This is a genomic window from Streptomyces sp. NBC_00377, assembly GCF_036075115.1.
Classification (GTDB): domain Bacteria; phylum Actinomycetota; class Actinomycetes; order Streptomycetales; family Streptomycetaceae; genus Streptomyces.
Map to the genome: position 1 here is coordinate 7,825,049 of NZ_CP107958.1, position 18,319 is coordinate 7,843,367.

At 72.7% G+C, this 18,319-nt stretch carries 18 protein-coding genes; 8 read left to right on the forward strand and 10 right to left on the reverse strand.

Annotation, left to right across the window (positions count from 1 at the left end):
- Positions 1-2 precede the first annotated feature (2 nt).
- Positions 3-1,241 (reverse strand): MurT ligase domain-containing protein, encoded by a 1,239-nt coding sequence (locus tag OHS71_RS34860; RefSeq protein WP_328483291.1) that lies wholly within the window; start codon positions 1,239-1,241, stop codon positions 3-5.
- A 156-nt stretch (positions 1,242-1,397) separates the two neighbouring features.
- Between OHS71_RS34860 and def the strand changes: the two genes are divergently transcribed.
- Complete coding sequence (gene def / locus OHS71_RS34865) at positions 1,398-1,952, forward strand: peptide deformylase (RefSeq protein WP_328483292.1); 555 nt, start codon at positions 1,398-1,400, stop codon at positions 1,950-1,952.
- Between the two features lie 630 nt (positions 1,953-2,582).
- Here the strand turns inward: def and OHS71_RS34870 are convergent.
- Positions 2,583-3,224: a TetR family transcriptional regulator gene (locus tag OHS71_RS34870; protein ID WP_328483293.1), complete on the reverse strand. Its 642-nt coding sequence runs from the start codon at positions 3,222-3,224 to the stop codon at positions 2,583-2,585.
- Positions 3,225-3,402: 178 nt separating this feature from the next.
- Here OHS71_RS34870 and OHS71_RS34875 point away from each other — a divergent pair, with 178 nt between their 5' ends.
- On the forward strand, positions 3,403-4,629 hold the full coding sequence (locus tag OHS71_RS34875; RefSeq protein ID WP_328483294.1) for an acyl-CoA dehydrogenase family protein: 1,227 nt from the start codon (positions 3,403-3,405) through the stop codon (positions 4,627-4,629).
- Positions 4,630-4,764: 135 nt separating this feature from the next.
- Here OHS71_RS34875 and OHS71_RS34880 read toward each other — a convergent pair whose 3' ends face one another.
- The 5 genes from OHS71_RS34880 to OHS71_RS34900 form a co-directional block, all read right to left on the reverse strand.
- Complete coding sequence (locus tag OHS71_RS34880; protein ID WP_328483295.1) at positions 4,765-4,998, reverse strand: DUF6213 family protein; 234 nt, start codon at positions 4,996-4,998, stop codon at positions 4,765-4,767.
- Positions 4,999-5,023: 25 nt separating this feature from the next.
- Entirely contained in the window at positions 5,024-6,409 is a 1,386-nt protein-coding gene (locus OHS71_RS34885; protein WP_328483296.1) for an NADP-dependent succinic semialdehyde dehydrogenase, read from the reverse strand.
- A gap of 76 nt (positions 6,410-6,485) precedes the next feature.
- Positions 6,486-6,959, reverse strand: coding sequence for an NUDIX domain-containing protein (locus OHS71_RS34890; RefSeq protein ID WP_328483297.1), 474 nt, complete (start codon positions 6,957-6,959; stop codon positions 6,486-6,488).
- Positions 6,956-8,494 carry an ATP-dependent DNA ligase gene (locus OHS71_RS34895; RefSeq protein WP_328483298.1) on the reverse strand — a complete coding sequence of 513 codons (1,539 nt, stop codon included), beginning with the start codon at positions 8,492-8,494 and terminating at the stop codon, positions 6,956-6,958. The genes OHS71_RS34890 and OHS71_RS34895 overlap by 4 nt, the downstream gene beginning before the upstream one ends.
- A gap of 114 nt (positions 8,495-8,608) precedes the next feature.
- Positions 8,609-9,637, reverse strand: a complete 1,029-nt coding sequence (locus OHS71_RS34900; protein ID WP_328483299.1) for an NAD(P)/FAD-dependent oxidoreductase — start codon at positions 9,635-9,637, stop codon at positions 8,609-8,611.
- Positions 9,638-9,716: 79 nt separating this feature from the next.
- Here OHS71_RS34900 and OHS71_RS34905 point away from each other — a divergent pair, with 79 nt between their 5' ends.
- From OHS71_RS34905 to OHS71_RS34930, 6 genes are all read left to right on the forward strand, one after another.
- A complete protein-coding gene (locus tag OHS71_RS34905; RefSeq protein WP_328483300.1) occupies positions 9,717-10,289 on the forward strand; it encodes a helix-turn-helix domain-containing protein in 573 nt (190 codons plus the stop codon).
- 111 nt (positions 10,290-10,400) lie between these two features.
- On the forward strand, positions 10,401-11,372 hold the full coding sequence (locus OHS71_RS34910) for an NADPH:quinone oxidoreductase family protein (RefSeq protein ID WP_328483301.1): 972 nt from the start codon (positions 10,401-10,403) through the stop codon (positions 11,370-11,372).
- Positions 11,369-12,553: an acyl-CoA dehydrogenase family protein gene (locus OHS71_RS34915; RefSeq protein ID WP_328483302.1), complete on the forward strand. Its 1,185-nt coding sequence runs from the start codon at positions 11,369-11,371 to the stop codon at positions 12,551-12,553. The genes OHS71_RS34910 and OHS71_RS34915 overlap by 4 nt, the downstream gene beginning before the upstream one ends.
- Positions 12,550-13,632: an acyl-CoA dehydrogenase family protein gene (locus OHS71_RS34920; protein ID WP_328483303.1), complete on the forward strand. Its 1,083-nt coding sequence runs from the start codon at positions 12,550-12,552 to the stop codon at positions 13,630-13,632. The genes OHS71_RS34915 and OHS71_RS34920 overlap by 4 nt, the downstream gene beginning before the upstream one ends.
- Before the next feature lie 171 nt (positions 13,633-13,803).
- The gene (locus OHS71_RS34925; RefSeq protein ID WP_328483304.1) at positions 13,804-14,664 is read left to right on the forward strand and encodes a phosphatidylinositol-specific phospholipase C/glycerophosphodiester phosphodiesterase family protein; all 861 of its coding nucleotides are present in this window, start codon (positions 13,804-13,806) and stop codon (positions 14,662-14,664) included.
- A 140-nt stretch (positions 14,665-14,804) separates the two neighbouring features.
- On the forward strand, positions 14,805-14,999 hold the full coding sequence (locus OHS71_RS34930; RefSeq protein ID WP_328483305.1) for a hypothetical protein: 195 nt from the start codon (positions 14,805-14,807) through the stop codon (positions 14,997-14,999).
- A 32-nt stretch (positions 15,000-15,031) separates the two neighbouring features.
- Here OHS71_RS34930 and OHS71_RS34935 read toward each other — a convergent pair whose 3' ends face one another.
- The 3 genes from OHS71_RS34935 to OHS71_RS34945 form a co-directional block, all read right to left on the reverse strand.
- A complete protein-coding gene (locus OHS71_RS34935; RefSeq protein ID WP_328483306.1) occupies positions 15,032-16,261 on the reverse strand; it encodes a phosphodiester glycosidase family protein in 1,230 nt (409 codons plus the stop codon).
- A 254-nt stretch (positions 16,262-16,515) separates the two neighbouring features.
- A complete protein-coding gene (locus OHS71_RS34940; RefSeq protein WP_328483307.1) occupies positions 16,516-17,709 on the reverse strand; it encodes a bifunctional class I SAM-dependent methyltransferase/NUDIX hydrolase in 1,194 nt (397 codons plus the stop codon).
- Positions 17,710-17,836: 127 nt separating this feature from the next.
- A complete protein-coding gene (locus tag OHS71_RS34945) occupies positions 17,837-18,286 on the reverse strand; it encodes a carboxymuconolactone decarboxylase family protein (protein ID WP_328483308.1) in 450 nt (149 codons plus the stop codon).
- Between the last annotated feature and the right edge of the window lie 33 nt (positions 18,287-18,319).

The window sequence follows — 18,319 nt, forward strand, 5'->3', positions numbered from 1 at the left end:
GGTCAGTTGCCGACGCGGCGGCGAAGGTCCTGGAACGCGGTGTAGTTCGCGATGACCTCGATCCGGCCCGGCGGCGCCTGCTGCACGGCCTGGTCGAGGTTCTCGCACACCTGGAAGTGCTGGTTGGCGACCTCCAGACGCACCGCGAGGTCCAGCTTGCGGTCACCGACGACGAAGATCGGGTGGCCGGTCAGCCGCGTGTAGTCGACGTCCCACAGCCAGGAGGTGTCGGTGCCGTCGGCGCCGCGCGCGTTCACCGAGAGGATCACCGGGGTGGGCGGCGGATCGATCAGGCTGAACGTCTCGAGCCAGCCGGCCGGGTTCTTCGCGAGCAGCAGGCGCAGGTCGCGGCCCAGGAACTGGACGACGTCGTAGCGTCCGGCGACGGCCTGCACCTGGTACATCCGCTCCAGCGCCACCTGCGGCGGCACCCCGAAGACGGCGGCCACCGCGGCCGAGGAGGCGGCGTTGGCCTTGTTGGCGCGGCCCGGCAGCTGGAGGTGGATCGGCCAGGCGGACCCGTGCGGGTCGAGGACATGGTCCCCGGACAGCGCCCAGCTCGGCGTCGGACGGCGGAAACCGCACTCGCCGCAGAACCAGTCGTCCCCGGGCCGCTGCATGACGCCGCCGCAGGACGGGCACGACCAGGCGTCGTCCTTCCACATCTGGCCGGCGGCGACCCACACCACGTTGGGGGAGGAGGAGGCGGCCCACACCACGAGCGGGTCGTCGGCGTTCGCGACGACGACGGCCTTCGAACCGGCGAGGCCCTCACGCCAGTTCTCCGCGAGCATGCGGGTCTCGGCGGCGCGGTCGAGCTGGTCGCGGGAGAGGTTGAGCAGCGCGATGCACTTGGGGGCGGTGTCCCGGGCCACACCCGCGAGGTACTTCTCGTCGACCTCGATCACGCCGTAGCGGGCCTCGGAGCCGCCGGCGAGGGCCGAGGTGATGCCGGCCGGCATGTTGGCGCCCAGCGCGTTGGACACGACAGGACCGGCGGCGCGCAGCGCCTCGGCGATCAGCCGGGTGGTGGTGGTCTTGCCGTTGGTCGCCGAGACGAGGACCACGTCCAGGTTCTGGGCGAGCCGGGCGAGGAGGTCGGGGTCGAGTTTCAGCGCCACCCGGCCGCCGATCACCGAACCGCTGCCGCGCCCCGCGGCGCGCGACGCCGCCGCGACCGCCTTGCCCGCGGTCACGGCGATCTTGGCCCGCGGCGTGAGCGGGTCCGAGTTGCCTGCCATCAGTTCTCGATCCTCCTTGCGTACGCGCCGCGCCTCTGCCGTACGGCAACGTGGTAGGTGGTCAGCCTATCGAGATCCATTCGCACTCCCGAATCCCGGCACCACCTCACGCCCGTGCGGCATGCGCGTGTCAGAAAGGACCGTACCCTTGCCGCCATGCGACACGGCTCCATCCCGGGCGCCCACGGGCACGTCCGGCCTCTCTCCCTGCTCGGCGATCCCGTCCTGCACACCCGCTGCGAGGACGTCACCGACTTCGGCCCCGAACTCGCCCGCCTCGTCGAGGACATGTTCGCCACGATGTACGCGGCTCAGGGAGTGGGCCTGGCCGCGAACCAGGTGGGCGAGCCGCTGCGGGTCTTCGTCTACGACTGCCCCGACGACGACGACGTCCGCCACCTGGGCCATGTGGTGAACCCCCGGCTGGTGGAGAGGGACGGCATCGTCTGGCGCGGCCCCGAGGGCTGTCTGTCCCTGCCGGGTCTGGAAGCGGGGACGGAGCGCCACGACATCGCGGTGGTCGAGGGGTTCACGGTGACGGGAGAGCCGGTCACCGTGGTCGGCACGGGATTCTTTGCCAGATGCTTGCAGCACGAGTGCGACCACCTGGAGGGGACGGTGTACGCGGACCGCGTCACCGGCCTGCGCAGGAGGAGACTGATGCGCCAGGTGGCCCGGGCCCCGTGGCACCGAGCGGGCACCCCGGCCTAGGGCGTGTCTGACAATTCGCGTCGGATCAGCGCGCGGCGTCCGGTGCGGTGCATCGCAAGGCGGAGCATCGCCCGCGTACTGGATGTACTCGGGTGATGCGACAACGCGGCGAGGTGCCGTGCCGGACGCCGCGCGCCCGGCGGGAATTGTCAGACACGCCCTAGGGCCGGTCGTTCGGATCGAGTCGCGCGTCGCGGGGTGTGGCACGCACTTCTGCGGCGTCGTCGTCGGTCGCCGACTCCCCCACTCTCGGCTTCGCTCGACCGAGGGGACCCCCTCGTGTCGACTCCCTCCTCCGCCTTGCCGCTGCACGCACCACACCCCGCTCGGGCCGGCTTGCAAGGCCGTGAGTCAGGCCGGCCTGATCCACACGAAAGGCCCGAGGCGCGACGCGGAGTCGTGTCGACCTGTCGACCTGTCGACGTGTGTGCCGCGCCGTACGGGCGGGCCGTGTCGACGTGGGGAGTCGCGTCGCACGGGCGGGGCCGCGTCGGCGGGGCTGCGCCGTACGGGCGGGGCCGCGTCGGCGGGGCTGCGCCGTACGGGCGGGACCGTGTGCCGCCGCTGCGGCGACGCCGGCGCGCGCAGGCCGCGCCGGTCACGACGGACCCGCCCGCCGGCGCGCGGCCGTCAGAAGCCGGGGCCGCCCAGCTTGTCGCCGGCCGCCGCGAGGCGGCCCCACAGCAGGTCTGCCAGACTGCGTACCAGTTCGGCCCGCGAACAGGGCCGCTCACCCAGCCACCAGTCCCCGGCGGCGTGCATCATGCCGACGATCCCGTGCCCCCACACCCGAGCCAGCTGCTGGCTCCCCGGTCCGAGGTCCACCCGGTCCTCGATGACCTGGGCCAGCTCCTCACCCATCCGCCGCAGCAGAGGAGCCGAGTGCTTTCCCACGTCGAAGCCCTGCTCGCCCGGCGACCCGTCCGACGGATGCATCAGGAACCGGTAGACCTGGGGACGGGCCTCGATGGCGTAGAGGTAGGTGTCCAGAGTGGCTTCCACCCGCTCCCGTCGCTCGGCGGGAGCGTCCAGCGCGGCCCGCAGCGAGTCCAGCAGCGCGTCCGTGTGCCGCTTGGCGAGCGCGGCGTACAGGCCGCCCTTGTCGCCGAAGTGCCGGTACAGGATGGGCTTGGTGATGCCCGCCTCGGCGGCGATCGCGTTCATCGACGCCTGTGGGCCGTCGCGCAGCACCACCCGGTCGGCGGCTTCCAGCAGCTCGCGCCGTCGGTGGTCGGCGGACCGCTGTTGCCCGGTCCGCTGCGTGGTGTCCATGATCTCTCCCCACCCGTGCTGTTTCGGTGACGCCTGCGCAAACTAACACCTGGCAGCAGCCTGACACCGAACGGGCCGGGCGGCTCCTGGGCTGCCGACAGGAGTTGACTTTTCCTACCGACCGGTAACAGACTCGCGTTACCGCTAGTAACACGCACGTTCCGCCGCTGGAGGGGTCATGGCCGAGTTCACCATGGAGCTCAACGACGAACAGAAGGAGGTCCGGGACTGGCTGCACGGCTTCGCGGCCGACGTCATCCGCCCCGCGGCCGCCGAATGGGACGAGCGTGAGGAGACTCCCTGGCCGGTCATCCAGGAGGCCGCGAAGGTCGGCATCTACTCCCTCGATTTCTACGCGCAGCAGTACTTCGACCCCACCGGCCTCGGCATCCCGATGGCCATGGAGGAGCTGTTCTGGGGCGACGCGGGCATCGCCCTGTCGATCGTGGGCACCGGACTCGCTGCCGTGGGCGTTCTCGCCAACGGGACCGAGGAGCAGATCGGCACCTGGATCCCCCAGATGTACGGCGACGCCAGCGACGTCAAGGTGGCCGCCTTCTGCTCCTCCGAGCCCGACGCCGGCTCCGACGTCGCCTCCCTGCGCACGCGTGCCGTGTACGACGAGGCCAATGACGAGTGGGTGCTCAACGGCACCAAGACCTGGGCGACCAACGGCGGCATCGCCAACGTCCACGTGGTCGTCGCGGCCGTGGACGCCGAACTCGGCTCCAAGGGCCACGCCTCCTTCATCGTCCCGCCGGGCACCCCGGGCCTCGCCCAGGGCCAGAAGTTCAAGAAGCACGGTATCCGCGCCTCGCACACCGCCGAGGTGATCCTCGACAACGTGCGGATCCCCGGCTCCTGCCTCCTCGGCGGCAAGGAGAAGCTGGACGAGCGGCTGGCGCGGGCCCGCGAGCGGGCGAAGACCGGTGGCGAGCGCGTGAAGAACGCCGCGATGGCGACCTTCGAGGCATCGCGGCCCGCGGTCGGCGCCATGGCCGTCGGCACGGCCCGCGCCGCCTACGAGGTGGCCCTCGACTACGCCAAGACGCGTGAGCAGTTCGGCCGCCCGATCATCGACAACCAGGGCGTCGCCTTCCAGCTCGCGGACATGCGTACGCAGATCGACGCCGCCCGGCTGCTGGTCTGGCGCGCGTCCTGGATGGCGATCAACGGCAAGCCGTTCACCGCCGCCGAGGGCTCGATGTCGAAGCTGTACGCCAGTGAGACGGCGAAGCAGGTCACCGCGCAGGCGGTCCAGATCCTCGGCGGCAACGGCTACACCCGTGAGTACCCGGTGGAGCGCATGCACCGCGACGCGGCCATCTACACGATCTTCGAGGGCACCAGCGAGATCCAGCGCCTGGTGATCGCCCGCACCCTGTCGGGTATGCCGATCCGGTAGCCCCGACCGGTCCGGTAGCCCCGACCGGGGAGCCGTGCGACGCCGGCCGGCGGCCCGCCCGGACCGGCCGCCGGCCCGCGTCGCAGGCGCGGATCGGCGACGGGCCCGCGCCCGCAGGGGCGCGGGCCCCGTCCGTTACGGGGTCCCGCTGCTGTGGGCGATGCACGCCACGTCGATGCGGTCGGCCAGCTTGGCCAGTTCGATGGTCAGGGCGGCCACCGTGTCCTCGTCGAGCCCGTCCGCACCGGCCTCGACGAGATGCAGCCAACGCCCTCCCAGCGTGCGGAGCAGCTTGCTCACGTCGGCCGCGGCCACCTGCAAGGTCCCGCGGTCGTCGACGATCAGAGGCAGAGTCACTTCGCGGTTCACAACCGGGATCGTAGCCGCGCGACCCTCACGCACCGTGCCAAACCGTGGTGATGTTGCAGAACTCCCGGATTCCGTGCCCGGACAGCTCACGGCCGTATCCGGACCGCTTCACCCCGCCGAACGGGAACGCCGGATGGGACGCGGTCATCCCGTTGACGAACACGCCGCCCGCCTCCAGGTCGCGTGCGAACCGGTCGACCTCGGCCTCGTCCCGGGTCCACACGTTGGAACTCAGTCCGAACGGCGAGTCGTTGGCGATGAGCACCGCCTCGTCCAGGTCGGCGGCCCGGTACAGCGTCGCGACCGGCCCGAACGCCTCCTCCCGGTGGATGCGCATCTCGCGGGTGACGCCGGAGAGGACGGTCGGCGGGTAGTACCAGCCGGGCCCCTCGGGCCGTTCGCCACCGCACAGCACGGCCGCGCCGCCGCGCCGGGCGTCGTCCACCAGCTCCTCCAGGTCCGACCGCCCCTGCTCGCTCGCCAGCGGCCCGACCTCCGTCTCCTCGGCCAGCGGGTCGCCGACCTTCAGCGCCGCCATGCCCGCCACGAACCGCTCGGTGAACGCGTCGTACACGTCCGTGTGAACGATGAACCTCTTGGCGGCGATGCACGACTGACCGTTGTTCTGCACCCGCGCCGTCACCGCCACCCGCGAGGCCCGGTCGATGTCCGCCGACGGCATGACCACGTACGGGTCGCTGCCGCCCAGCTCCAGCACCGTCTTCTTGATCATCTCGCCGGCCGTGGAGGCGACCGCCCGCCCGGCCGGCTCGCTGCCGGTCAGCGTCGCCGCCTTCACACGGTCGTCGCGCAGGATGTCGTCGACCGCCCCCGAGCCGACCAGCAGCGTCTGGAAACAGCCCTCGGTGAATCCGGCCCGGTGGAACAGGTCCTCCAGGTACAGGGCGGTCTGCGGGACGTTCGAGGCGTGTTTGAGCAGCCCCACGTTGCCCGCCATCAGCGCCGGGGCGGCGAACCGGACCACCTGCCAGAGCGGGAAGTTCCACGGCATCACCGCGAGAACCGGGCCCAGCGGCCGGTAGCGGACCAGGGCGCGTGCGCCCCCGGAGTCCTTCACGTCGGCGGCCGACGGCTCCTCGTCGGCGAGCAGTTCCGCCGCGTGCTCGGCGTACCAGCGCATCGCCCTCGCGCACTTCGCGGCCTCCGCGCGCGCCTGCTTCACCGGCTTGCCCATCTCGGTGGTCATCACCCGGCCGATCTCCTGCTGGTCCTCGTCCAGCAGATCCGCGGCCCGGTCCAGCAGGCGCGCGCGTTCGGCGAACGTCGTCGTCCGATACGTACGGAACGTGGCCTGCGCGAGCTGGAGCCGGCGTTCCAGCTCCTCCTCGCCCATGGCCTCGTACGTCCGAAGCGTCTCGCCGTTCGCCGGGTTCACCGTCGCGATGGGCATGAACGACCTCCTGAAGGGCTGACTGTGCTTCGACCTTCCCGCGCCGGACCCGGGGCCGCAACGCGTGCGCATCCGCTCAGCCCGAGTGCTCCGCGAGCCGGTCGAGAAACGCGGCCTGTGCCGTGACGATCACCTCGCGGGCCCGGTCGAGCCCGAACCAGGCCACCCGGTCCAGTTCGGGGAACTCCCGCGTCCGCCCGGACCTCGGCGGCCACTCCATGGTGAAGGTGCCGGGCTCGACGGCGTCCGGATCGAGATCGGCCTCGATCGCCCACACGATGACGGTCTTCCCGTTGGTCTGCCGGACCTCGCCGAGCGCGATCGCCTCACCGTCGGGCGGCGGCAGCCCCAGCTCCTCCCGGAACTCGCGGCGGGCCGCGTCCCAGGCCGGCTCGTCGGGCTCGTACTCGCCCTTCGGGACGGTCCACGCCCCGGCGTCCTTCTTCGCGAAGTACGGACCGCCCATATGGCCCAGCAACACCTGCGGACCGTCGTCGGTCCGCCGGAACAACAGCAGGCCCGCACTGCGCTTCCTCGCCGTGGCTGTCACGGGCGCACCTCCGGGTGGGCGGCGAGCAGGGTCTCCACCGTGTCGGCCTCCTGCGGGCGCTTGTCCTCGCGGTAGCGGAGCACCCGGGCGAAGCGGAGCGTGACGCCGGCCGGGTACCGGGTGGAGCGTTGCAGGCCGTCGTAGGCGATCTCCACGACGAGTTCGGGCCGTACGGTCACCACATGACCGCTCTCGTCGACGGCCAGTTCCCTCAGCCGCTCCGTCTGCCAGGTGAGCATCGCGTCGGTCAGCCCCTTGAACGTCTTGCCGAGCATGACGAAGCCGCCGTCCGCGGTGCGGGCGCCGAGGTGCAGATTGGAGAGCTTGCCGGTGCGCCGCCCGTGGCCCCACTCGGCGGCCAGCACCACCAGGTCCAGCGTGTGCACGGGCTTGACCTTCAGCCAGGACGCGCCCCGCCGGCCCGCGCTGTAGGGGGCGTCGAGGGCCTTCACCACGACTCCCTCGTGCCCACGCAGCAGGGTCTGCCTCGCGAACTCCTCCGCCGCCTCGGCGTCCCCGGGCCCGGACACGATCGTGCGGCGCACCCGCATCGGCTCGGGCACCAGCCGGGCCAGTTCCGCGTGCCGTTCGGCGAACGGCAGGTCGAGCAGGTCACGGCCGTCCACGGACAGCGAGTCGAAGAACACGGGGGAGACCGGGACCGCCTGCGCGGCCGCCGTCACGTCCACCCGGGAGCCGACCCGGCCGGCCGTCTCCTGGAAGGAGCGGGGGCGTCCCGTCGCGTCGAAGGCGATGACCTCGCCGTCCAGGATGAACCGCGTGCCTGCCAACCGCCGTGCGGCGTCCGTCACTTCGGGCAGCCGGTCGGTGATGTCGTCGAGCGTGCGGGTGTAGAGGCGGACGTCGTCGCCGTCGCGGTGCACCTGGACGCGGATGCCGTCCAGCTTCTCCTCCACCGCGCAGACGCCGAGCTTGCCGACCGCCTCGGTGACCGAGGACGCGGTGTGCGCGAGCATCGGCAGGACCGGACGGCCGACGGTCAGCCGGAACGCCTCCAGCGCGGCCGGCCCGTCCGCGAGCAGCGCCCGTGCGACCGTCTGTAGCGAACCGGCCAGCATCACCGCCCGCCGTACGTCCGTGGCGGGCGCCCCGGTCGCCTGCGCCAGGCCCTCCACGGCGACGGCGTCCAGCGCGCCCTGCCGGACCTCGCCGGTGATGAGTCCGAGCAGGAAGCGCTGTTCGTCCGCGGTGGCCGCGCTCATCAACTCACCCACCAGGCGTGTCCGTTCGGCCTGCGAGCCGGGGCCCGACACCTTGCCGAGCTCGCCGAGCAGGGCGTCGGTCTCCCGCACCGAGAGCGTCGGCTCGCCGGCCGGGTCGACCGGCCGGCTCAGTACCTTCCAGCCGACGCCCAGGCGGCCCTGGGGCAGTCGGCCGGCCAGGTAGGGGATGACGATCGGGACGTCGTCCGCCTCGGCGTCCCGGAAGAGTTCGGCGAGCAGGGCGATCTTGCGGGAGCGCGCCGAGGTGGCGGCGACCTCCCGGGACACGTCGGCGAGCCGGGTCAGCAGCATGCAGCCATGGTGCAACGCCGACGGCCCTTCTACCTCCGCACTGCGGTGGCCGCCGCCCGGTCGCTGCCTGTGTACGGCGGTGATTTCCGGCGGGCCGCTACCTCCGCACCGCTGTCACCTCCGTACGGCCGGGTCGGCCGTCGCCACCGCGAGCTCCGCGGCCACCGCGAGCTCGGCGGCCTCGGCGGCCTCCGCGGCCTTCGCGTCGAGGTCCGCCATCAGCAGCTCTCCGTTGATCGCGGCCCCGGCCCGGTAGCCGCGGCTCGCCGCGTTCACGACCTGCTCGGCGAAGCCCGACGCGTTGCCCGCCGCCCACAGGCCGGGCACGGTGGTCAGACCCGTTGCGTCGACCACGGGGTAGGCGCCGAAGGGCGTCTCGCTCATCTCGGCGCCCAGCCGGACGAGCAGATCGGTGCGCGGAACCGCCCGGGGTGCGACGAACAGCGCGTCGCGGTCGTGCACCCGCCCCTCCACGAGCCGGACCCCGGTGAGTCGGTCGTCCTCGACGACCAGGCCCGCCACCTCGCCGGGGACGACGCGTACGCCGGCCGCGGCCAGCCTGCGCAGATCCCCGTCGGTCAGCTCCGCCTCGGAGACCGTGTGCAGGAAGAGCGTCACGTCCTTCGACCACTGGGACACCATCAGCGCCTGGTGGACGCTCATCGAGGTGGTCGCGAGCACGCCGAAGGCCTGGTCGCGGACCTCCCAGCCGTGGCAGTAGGGGCAGTGGAGCACATCGCGGCCGAAGCGCTCGGCGAGGCCCGCGACCGGCGGCAGCTCGTCCTTCAGGCCCGTCGCGACGACGAGCCGGCGGGCGTGCACGGTCCGGCCCGCCCCGGATGCGGCACCCCCGGTGAGCCGCACGGTGAAGTCCTCGCCCCTGGTGGCGTCCACCACCCGGTCGCGGACCAGTTCCACGCCGTACCGCGCGATCTCCTCGCGGCCGGCGGCGAGGAAGGCGGCGGGCGACATGCCGTCCCGCGAGAGATAGCCGTGCATGTGAGCGGCGGGCGCGTTGCGCGGCTCACCCGCGTCGACGACCAGCGTGCGGCGCCGGGCCCTTCCCAGGACGAGCCCGGCGGACAGGCCTGCGGCGCCGCCGCCGACGACGATCACTTCGTACTTCTCGGCCTTGTCGGTCATGGTGACCACCTCCGCGACCACGGTCGCCGGACCGGCTCGGGATGGACAAACAACTTTGCCGGTTCGGCAATATGGAGGCATGACTACCGATGACGTACTCGCGGAGGTCGGACCGAGGCTGCGGCGGCTGCGCAAGGAGCGGGAGGTGACGCTCGCGGCGCTGTCCGAGTCGACGGGCATCTCCGTCAGCACCCTGTCGCGGCTGGAGTCCGGGCTGCGCAAGCCCAGCCTGGAGCTGCTGCTGCCGATCGCCCAGGCCCACCAGGTGCCGCTGGACGAGCTGGTCGGGGCGCCGCCGGTGGGCGATCCGCGGGTACGGGCCCAGCCGATCGTGCGGCACGGACGCACCTTCTGGCCGCTCACCCGCCAGCCCGGCGGACTCCAGGCGTTCAAGGTGCTGGTGCCCCGGAGCGACGAGCAGCCCGAGCCGCGCACCCACGAGGGCTACGAGTGGCTGTACGTGATGTCCGGGCGGCTGCGGGTGGTGCTGGGAGAGCACGACGTGGTCATGGCTGCGGGCGAGGCCGCGGAGTTCGACACGCGCGTCCCGCACTGGTTCGGCTCGACGGGGGAAGGGCCGGCCGAATTCCTGAGCCTCTTCGGACCGCAGGGGGAGCGGATGCATGTGCGAGCGAAGCCCCGGCAGGGGTGACGGAGGCGACTCTTCGGCCGACGCCTGTTCCCTCACGGCAAGCGACCGCTTAGTATGCGATCGACCCGGTCCGAACGCCGGGCGGACGACGCAGTCCCGTGGAGGCTCCGCATGCAGGCATGGCAGGTGCACGAGAACGGCGAGCCGAGCGAGGTGATGCGGCTCGAGGAGGTGGAGCGGCCCACGCCCGGCGACGGCCAGGTCCTGCTCAGGGTGCGAGCCGCGAACATCAACTTCCCGGACGTGCTGATGGTGCGGGGGCACTACCAGGTGCGGCCTCCGCTGCCCTTCACGCCGGGCGTCGAGATCTGCGGCGAGACGGAGGACGGCCGCCGCGTGATCGCCAACCCGGCCCTGCCGTACGGCGGATTCGCCGAGTACGCCGTGGCCGACGAGGCCGCTCTGCTGCCCGCCCCCGAGTCGCTGGACGACGCCGAGGCCGCGGCGCTGCACATCGGCTACCAGACGGGCTGGTTCGGCCTGCACCGCAGGGCGCACCTGGAGGCCGGCGAGACACTGCTCGTCCACGCCGCCGCCGGAGGGGTCGGCAGCGCGGCCGTGCAGCTGGGCAAGGCTGCGGGCGCCACCGTCATCGGTGTCGTCGGAGGCCCCGAGAAGGCCGCCGTGGCCCGGGCGCTGGGCTGCGACCTCGTCATCGACCGGCGGGCCGAGGACGTCGTCGGCGCCGTCAAGACGGCCACCGGCGGCCGGGGCGCGGACGTGATCTACGACCCCGTCGGCGGCGAGGCCTACGCCCAGTCCACGAAGGTCGTCGCCTTCGAGGGCCGGATCGTGGTCGTCGGCTTCGCGAGCGGGACGATCCCGAATCCCGCGCTGAACCACGCCCTCGTCAAGAACTACTCGATCCTCGGCCTGCACTGGGGCCTGTACAACACCAAGAACCCGAAGCTGGTCCAGCACTGCCACGAGCGGCTCACCGAGCTGGCCGCCCGGGGCGCGATCCGGCCGCTGGTGAGTGAGCGCGTACCGCTCGACGGGGCCGCGGCCGCCGTGCAGCGGGTCGGCGACGGCGTCACCACCGGCCGGATCGCCGTCGTACCGCAGAACGGAGCCGCCGTATGACCGACGCAGCCGAACTGAAGCGCCGCACAGCGGAGTTGCTGGCCGCGCACCCGCCCGCCGCTACCAGCCCCATGGACTTCCTCAAGGCCCGCTTCGACGCGGGGCTGGCCTGGGTCCACTACCCCGAGGGCCTCGGCGGCCTCGGCGCGCCCCGCTCCCTCCAGGCCGTCGTGGACGCCGAGCTGGCGGCGGCGGGCGCCCCCGACAACGACCCCCGCCGCCTCGGCATCGGCCTCGGCATGGCCGCGCCGACGATCCTGCGGTACGGCACCGAGGAGCAGAAGCAGCGGTTCCTGCGCCCCCTCTGGGTCGGCGAGGAGGTCTGGTGCCAGCTGTTCAGCGAGCCCGGCGCCGGCTCCGACCTGGCCGCGCTCGGCACCCGCGCCGTCCGCGAGGACGGGGGCGACTGGGTCGTCAACGGGCAGAAGGTGTGGACATCCAGTGCCCATGTCGCCCGCTGGGCCATCCTCATCGCCCGCACCGACCCCGAGGTGCCCAAGCACGCGGGCATCACCTACTTCCTCTGCGACATGACGGACCCGGGCGTCGAGGTCAGGCCGCTGCGCCAGATCACCGGCGAGGCCGAGTTCAACGAGGTGTTCCTCACCGACGTCCGCATCCCCGACTCCCGCCGCCTCGGTGACGTCGGTGACGGCTGGCGGGTCGCGCAGACCACGCTGAACAACGAACGCGTCGCCATCGGCGGCATGCGGCTGCCCCGCGAGGGCGGCATGATCGGCCCGGTCTCGAAGACCTGGCGGGAGCGCCCCGAGCTGCGCACCCACGATCTGCACCAGCGGCTGCTGAAACTCTGGGTCGAGGCCGAGGCCGCCCGCCTCACCGGCGAGCGCCTGCGCCAGCAGCTCGTCGCCGGCCAGCCCGGCTACGAGGGCTCCGGCATGAAGCTCGCCTTCGCCCGGCTCAACCAGGAGATCAGCGGCCTGGAGGTCGAACTCCGCGGCGAGGAAGGCCTGCTGTACGACGACTGGACGATGCGCCGCCCGGAACTGGTGGACTTCACCGGCCGGGACGCCGGATACCGCTACCTGCGGTCCAAGGGCAACAGCATCGAGGGCGGGACCAGCGAGGTCCTGCTGAACATCGTCGCCGAACGCGTCCTCGGCCTGCCGTCCGAGCCGCGTACCGACAAGGACGTCGCCTGGAAGGACCTCGCCCGATGAGCGCACAGCCCGATCTTCTCTACTCCGAGGAGGAGGAGGCGCTGCGCGCCGCCGTCCGCGACCTGCTCGCCGATCACTGCGGCGCGCCCGGGGTCATCGCGCGTACCGAGTCGGACGCACCGCACGACCTGGCGGCCTGGAAGGCGCTCGGTGACGGCATGGGCCTCGCGGGACTGCTGGTGCCCGAGGAACTGGGCGGTCAGGGCGCCACCCATCGTGAAGTGGCCGTGGTGCTGGAGGAGTTGGGGCGCGCTGTCGCGCCCGTGCCGTACCTGAGCAGCGCCGTGGTCGCCACGGAGGCGCTGCTGGCCGTCGGGGACGAGGAACTGCTCGGGCGGCTGGCTTCGGGGCGGACCATCGGTGTCCTGGCGGTCGGGCTGCACACCGCACCGGGAGCCGCCGTCAAGCCGGTGCACGTCGAAGGCGGCCTGCTCGGGGGCGAGTTGGCCGGTATCGCGGACGCCGCTGTCGCCGACGTACTGCTCGTCCCCGCCGACGACGGCGGCCTGTACGCGGTGGACGCCTCGGCCGTCACCGTCACCCCGCAGGTGTCCTTCGACCTCACCCGTCCGCTCGCGACGCTCACCCTCGCCGGCGCTCCCGGCCGCCGCCTCGGCGACGCCGAACCCGCCGTCCGCCGGGCCCTGCGGGCCGGTGCCGGACTGCTGGCGTCCGAACAGCTCGGGCTCGCGGACTGGGCGTTGACCGAGACCGTGCGCTACCTGAAGGAGCGCAAGCAGTTCAACCGGCCCGTCGGCGGCTTCCAGGCGATCAAGCACCGGCTGGCGCAGCTGTGGCTGGAGGTCGTCAACCTGCGGGCCGTGGCCCGGGGTGCGGCCGACGCGCTGGTGAGCGGTGAGGACGTCGACATCGCGGTGGCCGTCGCCCAGGCCTACGCGGCAGGGGTCGCCGTCCACGCCGCCGAGGAGGCGCTGCAACTGCACGCCGGGATCGGCATGACCTGGGAACACCCGATCCACCTCAACCTCAAGCGGGCCAAGGCCGACTCGATCGCCTACGGCACCGCGGGCGCCCACCGCGCCGCCGTGGCCGAACTCGTCGACCTGCCCGCCCCCTGACCGTCACCAGGTGAAGCCCGCCCCACCCGGGGCGGGCTTTTTCATGCGTGTGGCCGGAAGGAGTGAACAGGCGGCGGCGGTCCGGCCAACTCCCGTCACGCACAGCTTCTTCGGCCTTCGGACAGCCCATACTCCCTGTGGTCCCGGCCCGCCCCACAGGGAGGAACAGACATGGCCCCCGTCACCCGCCGCAGCGTTCTCACCGGCCTAGGCGCCACCACGGCCGCAGTGCTCGCACCGCCGGCCGGCAGCGCGTTCGCCGACGGTCGCGAGCACGGCCCCCGCCCTCTGTGGCGCGCCCACGCCCACAACGACTACGAGCACCCCCGCCCCCTGCTCGACGCCCTCGACCACCGCTTCGGCAGCGTCGAGGCCCACATCTTCCTCGTCGACGGCGAACTGCTCGTCGCCCACTCCGCGGACGAACTCGACCCCGCACGCACCCTGGAGTCCCTCTACCTCGCCCCGCTCGCCGCCCGCGTGAGGGCCGAACGCGGTTCCGTGTACCGGGGGCACCGGCGGCCGCTGCAACTGCTCATCGACATCAAGACCGAGGGCTCCTCGACCTACCTCGCACTCGACCGTCGACTCGAGCGCTACAAGGACCTGTTCACGACCTACGCCCACGGCCGCGTCCACTCCGGTCCGGTCACCGCCGTCGTCTCCGGCGACCGGGCGGCCCGCACGCCCATGGAGGCGCAGCGCGTGCGCCGGGCCTTCTACGACGGCAGGCTCACCGACCTCGGTACCTCGAAGGCGTCGTTCACCTCGCTGATCAGCGACAACTGGCCGCTCAACTTCACCTGGTCGGGCGTCGGAGCCTTCCCCGAAGCGGAACGGCGCAAGCTGCGGGATGCCGTGCGGGCGGCGCATGCCCGGGGGCAGCGGGTGAGGTTCTGGGCGACGCCCGACCTCGCGGGCCCCGCCCGGGACGCGGTGTGGGCCGAACTCCTCGCCGCCGGGGTCGATCACCTCAACACCGACGACCTGGCCGGGCTGGAGGCCTTCCTGGACGCCCACCGGACGGCGTAGACGCCTCGTCGGGCCACCTCCGTCCGCACTCCTTCCGACACCACTCGTTCGGCGGACGGATCAGCCGCCCGGACGAACCCCTCCTTACGCGACACTTACGGCCGAACAGTGTGTCAAGGGACGTGCGGAGGAGGTTGACGGTGGCCATTTCGATTTCCGCGGTGCTGTTGCTGCTGGTCCTGGCGGTGATCTTCATGCGCAACGGCGGACTGAAGGTCTCGCACGGGCTCGTCTGCCTGCTGCTCGGGTTCCTCCTGGCCGGCACCAACATCGCTCCCAGCATCCAAAGTGGCCTCACGGCGACGGCCGACATCGTCGGCGGGCTCCGGCCGTGAGGCGGCTGCGGGGCCGCCCATGACCCGGGCGGCTACCGGGTGAAGACTCCGATGCCGTTCGACACCGGGCGCTCGGACCCGTCGGACGGGTGGTTGCGGACCGTCACCCCGGCCGAGCCCGGGGGGCGGGCCACCAGGGTCGAGGAGCCGCCGCCGTCCAGGCTGAAGCCCTCGCTCGCGCCGAGGTTCTTCAGGGCGGTGGCGACCTCGGCGATGGTCAGGCCCCTGCGGTACGTGGTCGCACCGTCCAGCGAGAACAGGAACACCCGCTTCCCGCCGCTCGCGATGCCGACGGCCGTGCGCACGGCCGGCACCGAGTCGTCCAGACCGGCCCGCGGTCGGGCGCCCGACAGGATCGGGTAGCCGCCGACGGCGAAGCCGTACGCCCGGCCGGCCGCGGACGTGAGCCCGTAACGCACCGTCACCGGCTGGTCCCTGACGAGCTGCTGGAGGCGCTGGGCGCCCGCCTCGCGCCCGACGAGAACCGTCGTGCCCACCGCGATGCTTCCGCGCCCCGGTGCGGTCGACGCCGACACGACCCGGCCGCTCCTCAGCGTCACCTCGTAGGTGCGGGTACTGCACGGCGCGGCCCGTTCGGTGTCCGTGCCGCAGGTGGCCCGCCGGCGGGAGACGCTGCCCCAGTCCGAGGTGAACGCGCCGACGGAGTTCTCCGGCAGCGCGTACTGGTTGACGCCGCCCAGCGGCAGCTGTCGTCCCAGAGTGCTGTAGGTGCCGTTGAGGGTCAGGGTGTCCAGCCGGGCCCTGCCGTCGGTGCCGACACCGACCACGGCCCCGGTGCCGGTGCCCGGTGGCAGGGCGGGACCGAACCGCTGGGCGTTCGGGACCGCGCCCTTGAGCACCCTCCCGTCCGCGATCGCCGGCCCCACGCTCGCCCCGGTCGCCGCGACGCCCGGGTGCTGCGTCTCGCTGATGTCGAAGAAGTCCCCGTTGATGCCGGCGACGGCCTTCTGGCTGTTCGCCAGCGAGGAGACGGCCGCACGGGACGCGACGGCTCCCGGGTACAGAAGCCCCAGCCTTACACGGGTGTTGGCGAGATCGACGCTGAGCACGTGCGCGTGCGCCGTCCCGGCGGCCGCCCTGAGGTCGTACTGCCGGTAGGTCACGCCCGCCGCCACGGTGGTCCAGGTCGCGGCGGGGCCCGGGGCCGCCACCGCCGGCGTCGCACCGGCCAGCGTGCCCACTGCGACGAGCAGCGTGACGGCCGTGTTGCGCGCCCCGGACCGTTTCTGATGTCGTGTCACAGACCCCCCTGGGTGATTTCCGGCCGCAACTTTCTCATGAGCTGCGGTGGCCACCGCCAGGGGAACGGGTGGGAGGATCACGGGAATGGGTGATGAAATACCCGATTTCCGGTGATTCGCGCCGCAGTTCAGTCGCCCCACCGGGCCATCCGTGCTATTCGCGTGCGCTAAGTAGTGGTAGGCGGTGCGGTGCGCCGTCGCGGGGACGCCGTCCGGGCGGCCCCGGCGGCCGCTCGGACGAGGGCATCGTGGGCTCAGCCGCCGGCGCCGCCCGTGCGGTCGTCGTACGGGGTGAAGTGGGCCGGGGCGTGGTCGATCGGCAGGTCCGGTCGCCAGACGGTGAGGGACTGGGCGCTGCACACGAACAGGGACGGCGGCAGGTGGTCCAGGGAGTACCAGCGCCAGTCGCCGACGCTCTCGCCGGGCTGGTCGGCCGGTTCGCCCTCCCAGTCGGTGACGACGGCGCCGACGGTCATCCGCACGACACCCTCGACCCGGTCGAGGAGGGTGCCCAGCAGCCGTACCCTCGACGGGTCCGCCCGCAGCCCGGTCTCCTCCCGCAGCTCCCGCACGACCGTCTCCCGCAGTGACTCCCCGGGCTCCACCGTGCCTCCCGGCAGCTCCCAGGTGCCTCGGCGGTGACGGCCCAGCAGGAGCCCACGGGGGCCGTGCAGGATGGCGCCGACGCCGATCGCCGCGTGCGCGACGGGCGGGCGCCCGCTGCGGGGGCGTGCGGAGACGCGCAGGGGGCGCCGGGCTCGCAGGACACGGTAGGCGGCGGGGTTGCCGGGGTCGGGCGAGGTCACCGGCACCACGTCCTCCACACGCAGCCCGTGGTCGGTGAGCAGGGCTTCCCACACCTCGGTGGTGGGCACCCACATCCGCACCGTCGCCGCGCCGCCGCCCGCGAACCGCAGGGTCTCCGGGCGGGCCACCAGCTCCGAAGTCGGCCCCTCACCCGACGAGTTGGTGTGCAGGACGGAGAAGCACAGCGTCCCGCCCGGCTTCAGCGCGGTCGCCAGGGCGGGAAACAGCCGCCGTGGGTCGACGTACGGGACGGCGTTGACGGAGTAGATCACGTCGTACGGCCGCGCCGCCCGCAGATGTTCGACGGCGTCGGCGTGCAGCAGCCGCAGCCCGGGCAGCGCCCCGTACCGGTCCCGGGCCCGCTCGATCTGGCCCGGCGCGAGATCGACGGCGTCGACGGTGGCGCCGTACGCGCGGACGAGCCGGGCCGCGTGCCGCGCCGGTCCGCAGCCGAGGTCCAGGACCCGCCGGCCCGTCAGCTCTCCGAGGAACGCCTCGTCCGGCCCCGCGCCCGGGAACCCCCAGTCGATCCGCTCCGCCTGCGCGAGCACGGTGCCGCGCCGCAGATGGTGGGTGGCATAGGCCTGCCAGGCTTCGGCGTTGACGGACTCCGGGCCGTCGGGGGCGGGGGGAAGGGGCATGGGCGGGCCTCCACAGGGCGGCGGTCGGTGCTCACCGGGCCAGGCGATTCTTACCGGACCCGGCGCCGGGCAATCGCGGCCCTCCGACTCCCGCACTCCGGCGGCCCCGCGCCGGGCGGCGGTCCGCTCAGTGCACGGGGTGCTTGCTGAGGATGGACACCCGGTTGAAGGCGTTGATGGTGACGGCCACCCAGATCACCGCCGATATCTGGTCCTCGGTGAGAACCGTGAGGGCGTCGGCGTACGCGCTCTCCTGCGCGGCGGCGTCGGACGGCACGGTGGTCGCCTCGGCCAGCGCCAGGGCGGCGCACTCCAGGGGAGTGAAGAGGTCGGTGTCCCGCCAGGCCGCGAGGACGCCCAGCCGCCGGGTGTCCTCGCCCGCCCGCAGGGCCGCCCTCGTGTGCACGTCGAGGCAGAACGCGCAGCCGTTGAGCTGTGAGACGCGCAGGTTGACCAGTTCGACGACGGTGCGCTCCAGGCCCGCGTCGGCGGCGGTCGCCCGTACGGCCTCGGATGTCTGGACCAGCGCGTGGTAGGCCTTGGGGCTCTGCTTGTCTATGAAGATCCGTCGAGTCATAGTTGAATATCAAACCATTCATGGGTCGGAATT

What these genes read in the sequence shown, in the direction of transcription:
- OHS71_RS34860 (WP_328483291.1), bottom strand. Translation starts at nt 1,241, where the DNA reads ATGGCAGGCAACTCGGACCCGCTCACGCCGCGGGCCAAGATCGCCGTG.
- def (WP_328483292.1), top strand. Translation starts at nt 1,398, where the DNA reads ATGCGACACGGCTCCATCCCGGGCGCCCACGGGCACGTCCGGCCTCTC.
- OHS71_RS34870 (WP_328483293.1), bottom strand. Translation starts at nt 3,224, where the DNA reads ATGGACACCACGCAGCGGACCGGGCAACAGCGGTCCGCCGACCACCGA.
- OHS71_RS34875 (WP_328483294.1), top strand. Translation starts at nt 3,403, where the DNA reads ATGGCCGAGTTCACCATGGAGCTCAACGACGAACAGAAGGAGGTCCGG.
- OHS71_RS34885 (WP_328483296.1), bottom strand. Translation starts at nt 6,409, where the DNA reads ATGCCCATCGCGACGGTGAACCCGGCGAACGGCGAGACGCTTCGGACG.
- OHS71_RS34895 (WP_328483298.1), bottom strand. Translation starts at nt 8,494, where the DNA reads ATGCTGCTGACCCGGCTCGCCGACGTGTCCCGGGAGGTCGCCGCCACC.
- OHS71_RS34900 (WP_328483299.1), bottom strand. Translation starts at nt 9,637, where the DNA reads ATGACCGACAAGGCCGAGAAGTACGAAGTGATCGTCGTCGGCGGCGGC.
- OHS71_RS34905 (WP_328483300.1), top strand. Translation starts at nt 9,717, where the DNA reads ATGACTACCGATGACGTACTCGCGGAGGTCGGACCGAGGCTGCGGCGG.
- OHS71_RS34910 (WP_328483301.1), top strand. Translation starts at nt 10,401, where the DNA reads ATGCAGGCATGGCAGGTGCACGAGAACGGCGAGCCGAGCGAGGTGATG.
- OHS71_RS34915 (WP_328483302.1), top strand. Translation starts at nt 11,369, where the DNA reads ATGACCGACGCAGCCGAACTGAAGCGCCGCACAGCGGAGTTGCTGGCC.
- OHS71_RS34920 (WP_328483303.1), top strand. Translation starts at nt 12,550, where the DNA reads ATGAGCGCACAGCCCGATCTTCTCTACTCCGAGGAGGAGGAGGCGCTG.
- OHS71_RS34925 (WP_328483304.1), top strand. Translation starts at nt 13,804, where the DNA reads ATGGCCCCCGTCACCCGCCGCAGCGTTCTCACCGGCCTAGGCGCCACC.
- OHS71_RS34940 (WP_328483307.1), bottom strand. Translation starts at nt 17,709, where the DNA reads ATGCCCCTTCCCCCCGCCCCCGACGGCCCGGAGTCCGTCAACGCCGAA.
- OHS71_RS34945 (WP_328483308.1), bottom strand. Translation starts at nt 18,286, where the DNA reads ATGACTCGACGGATCTTCATAGACAAGCAGAGCCCCAAGGCCTACCAC.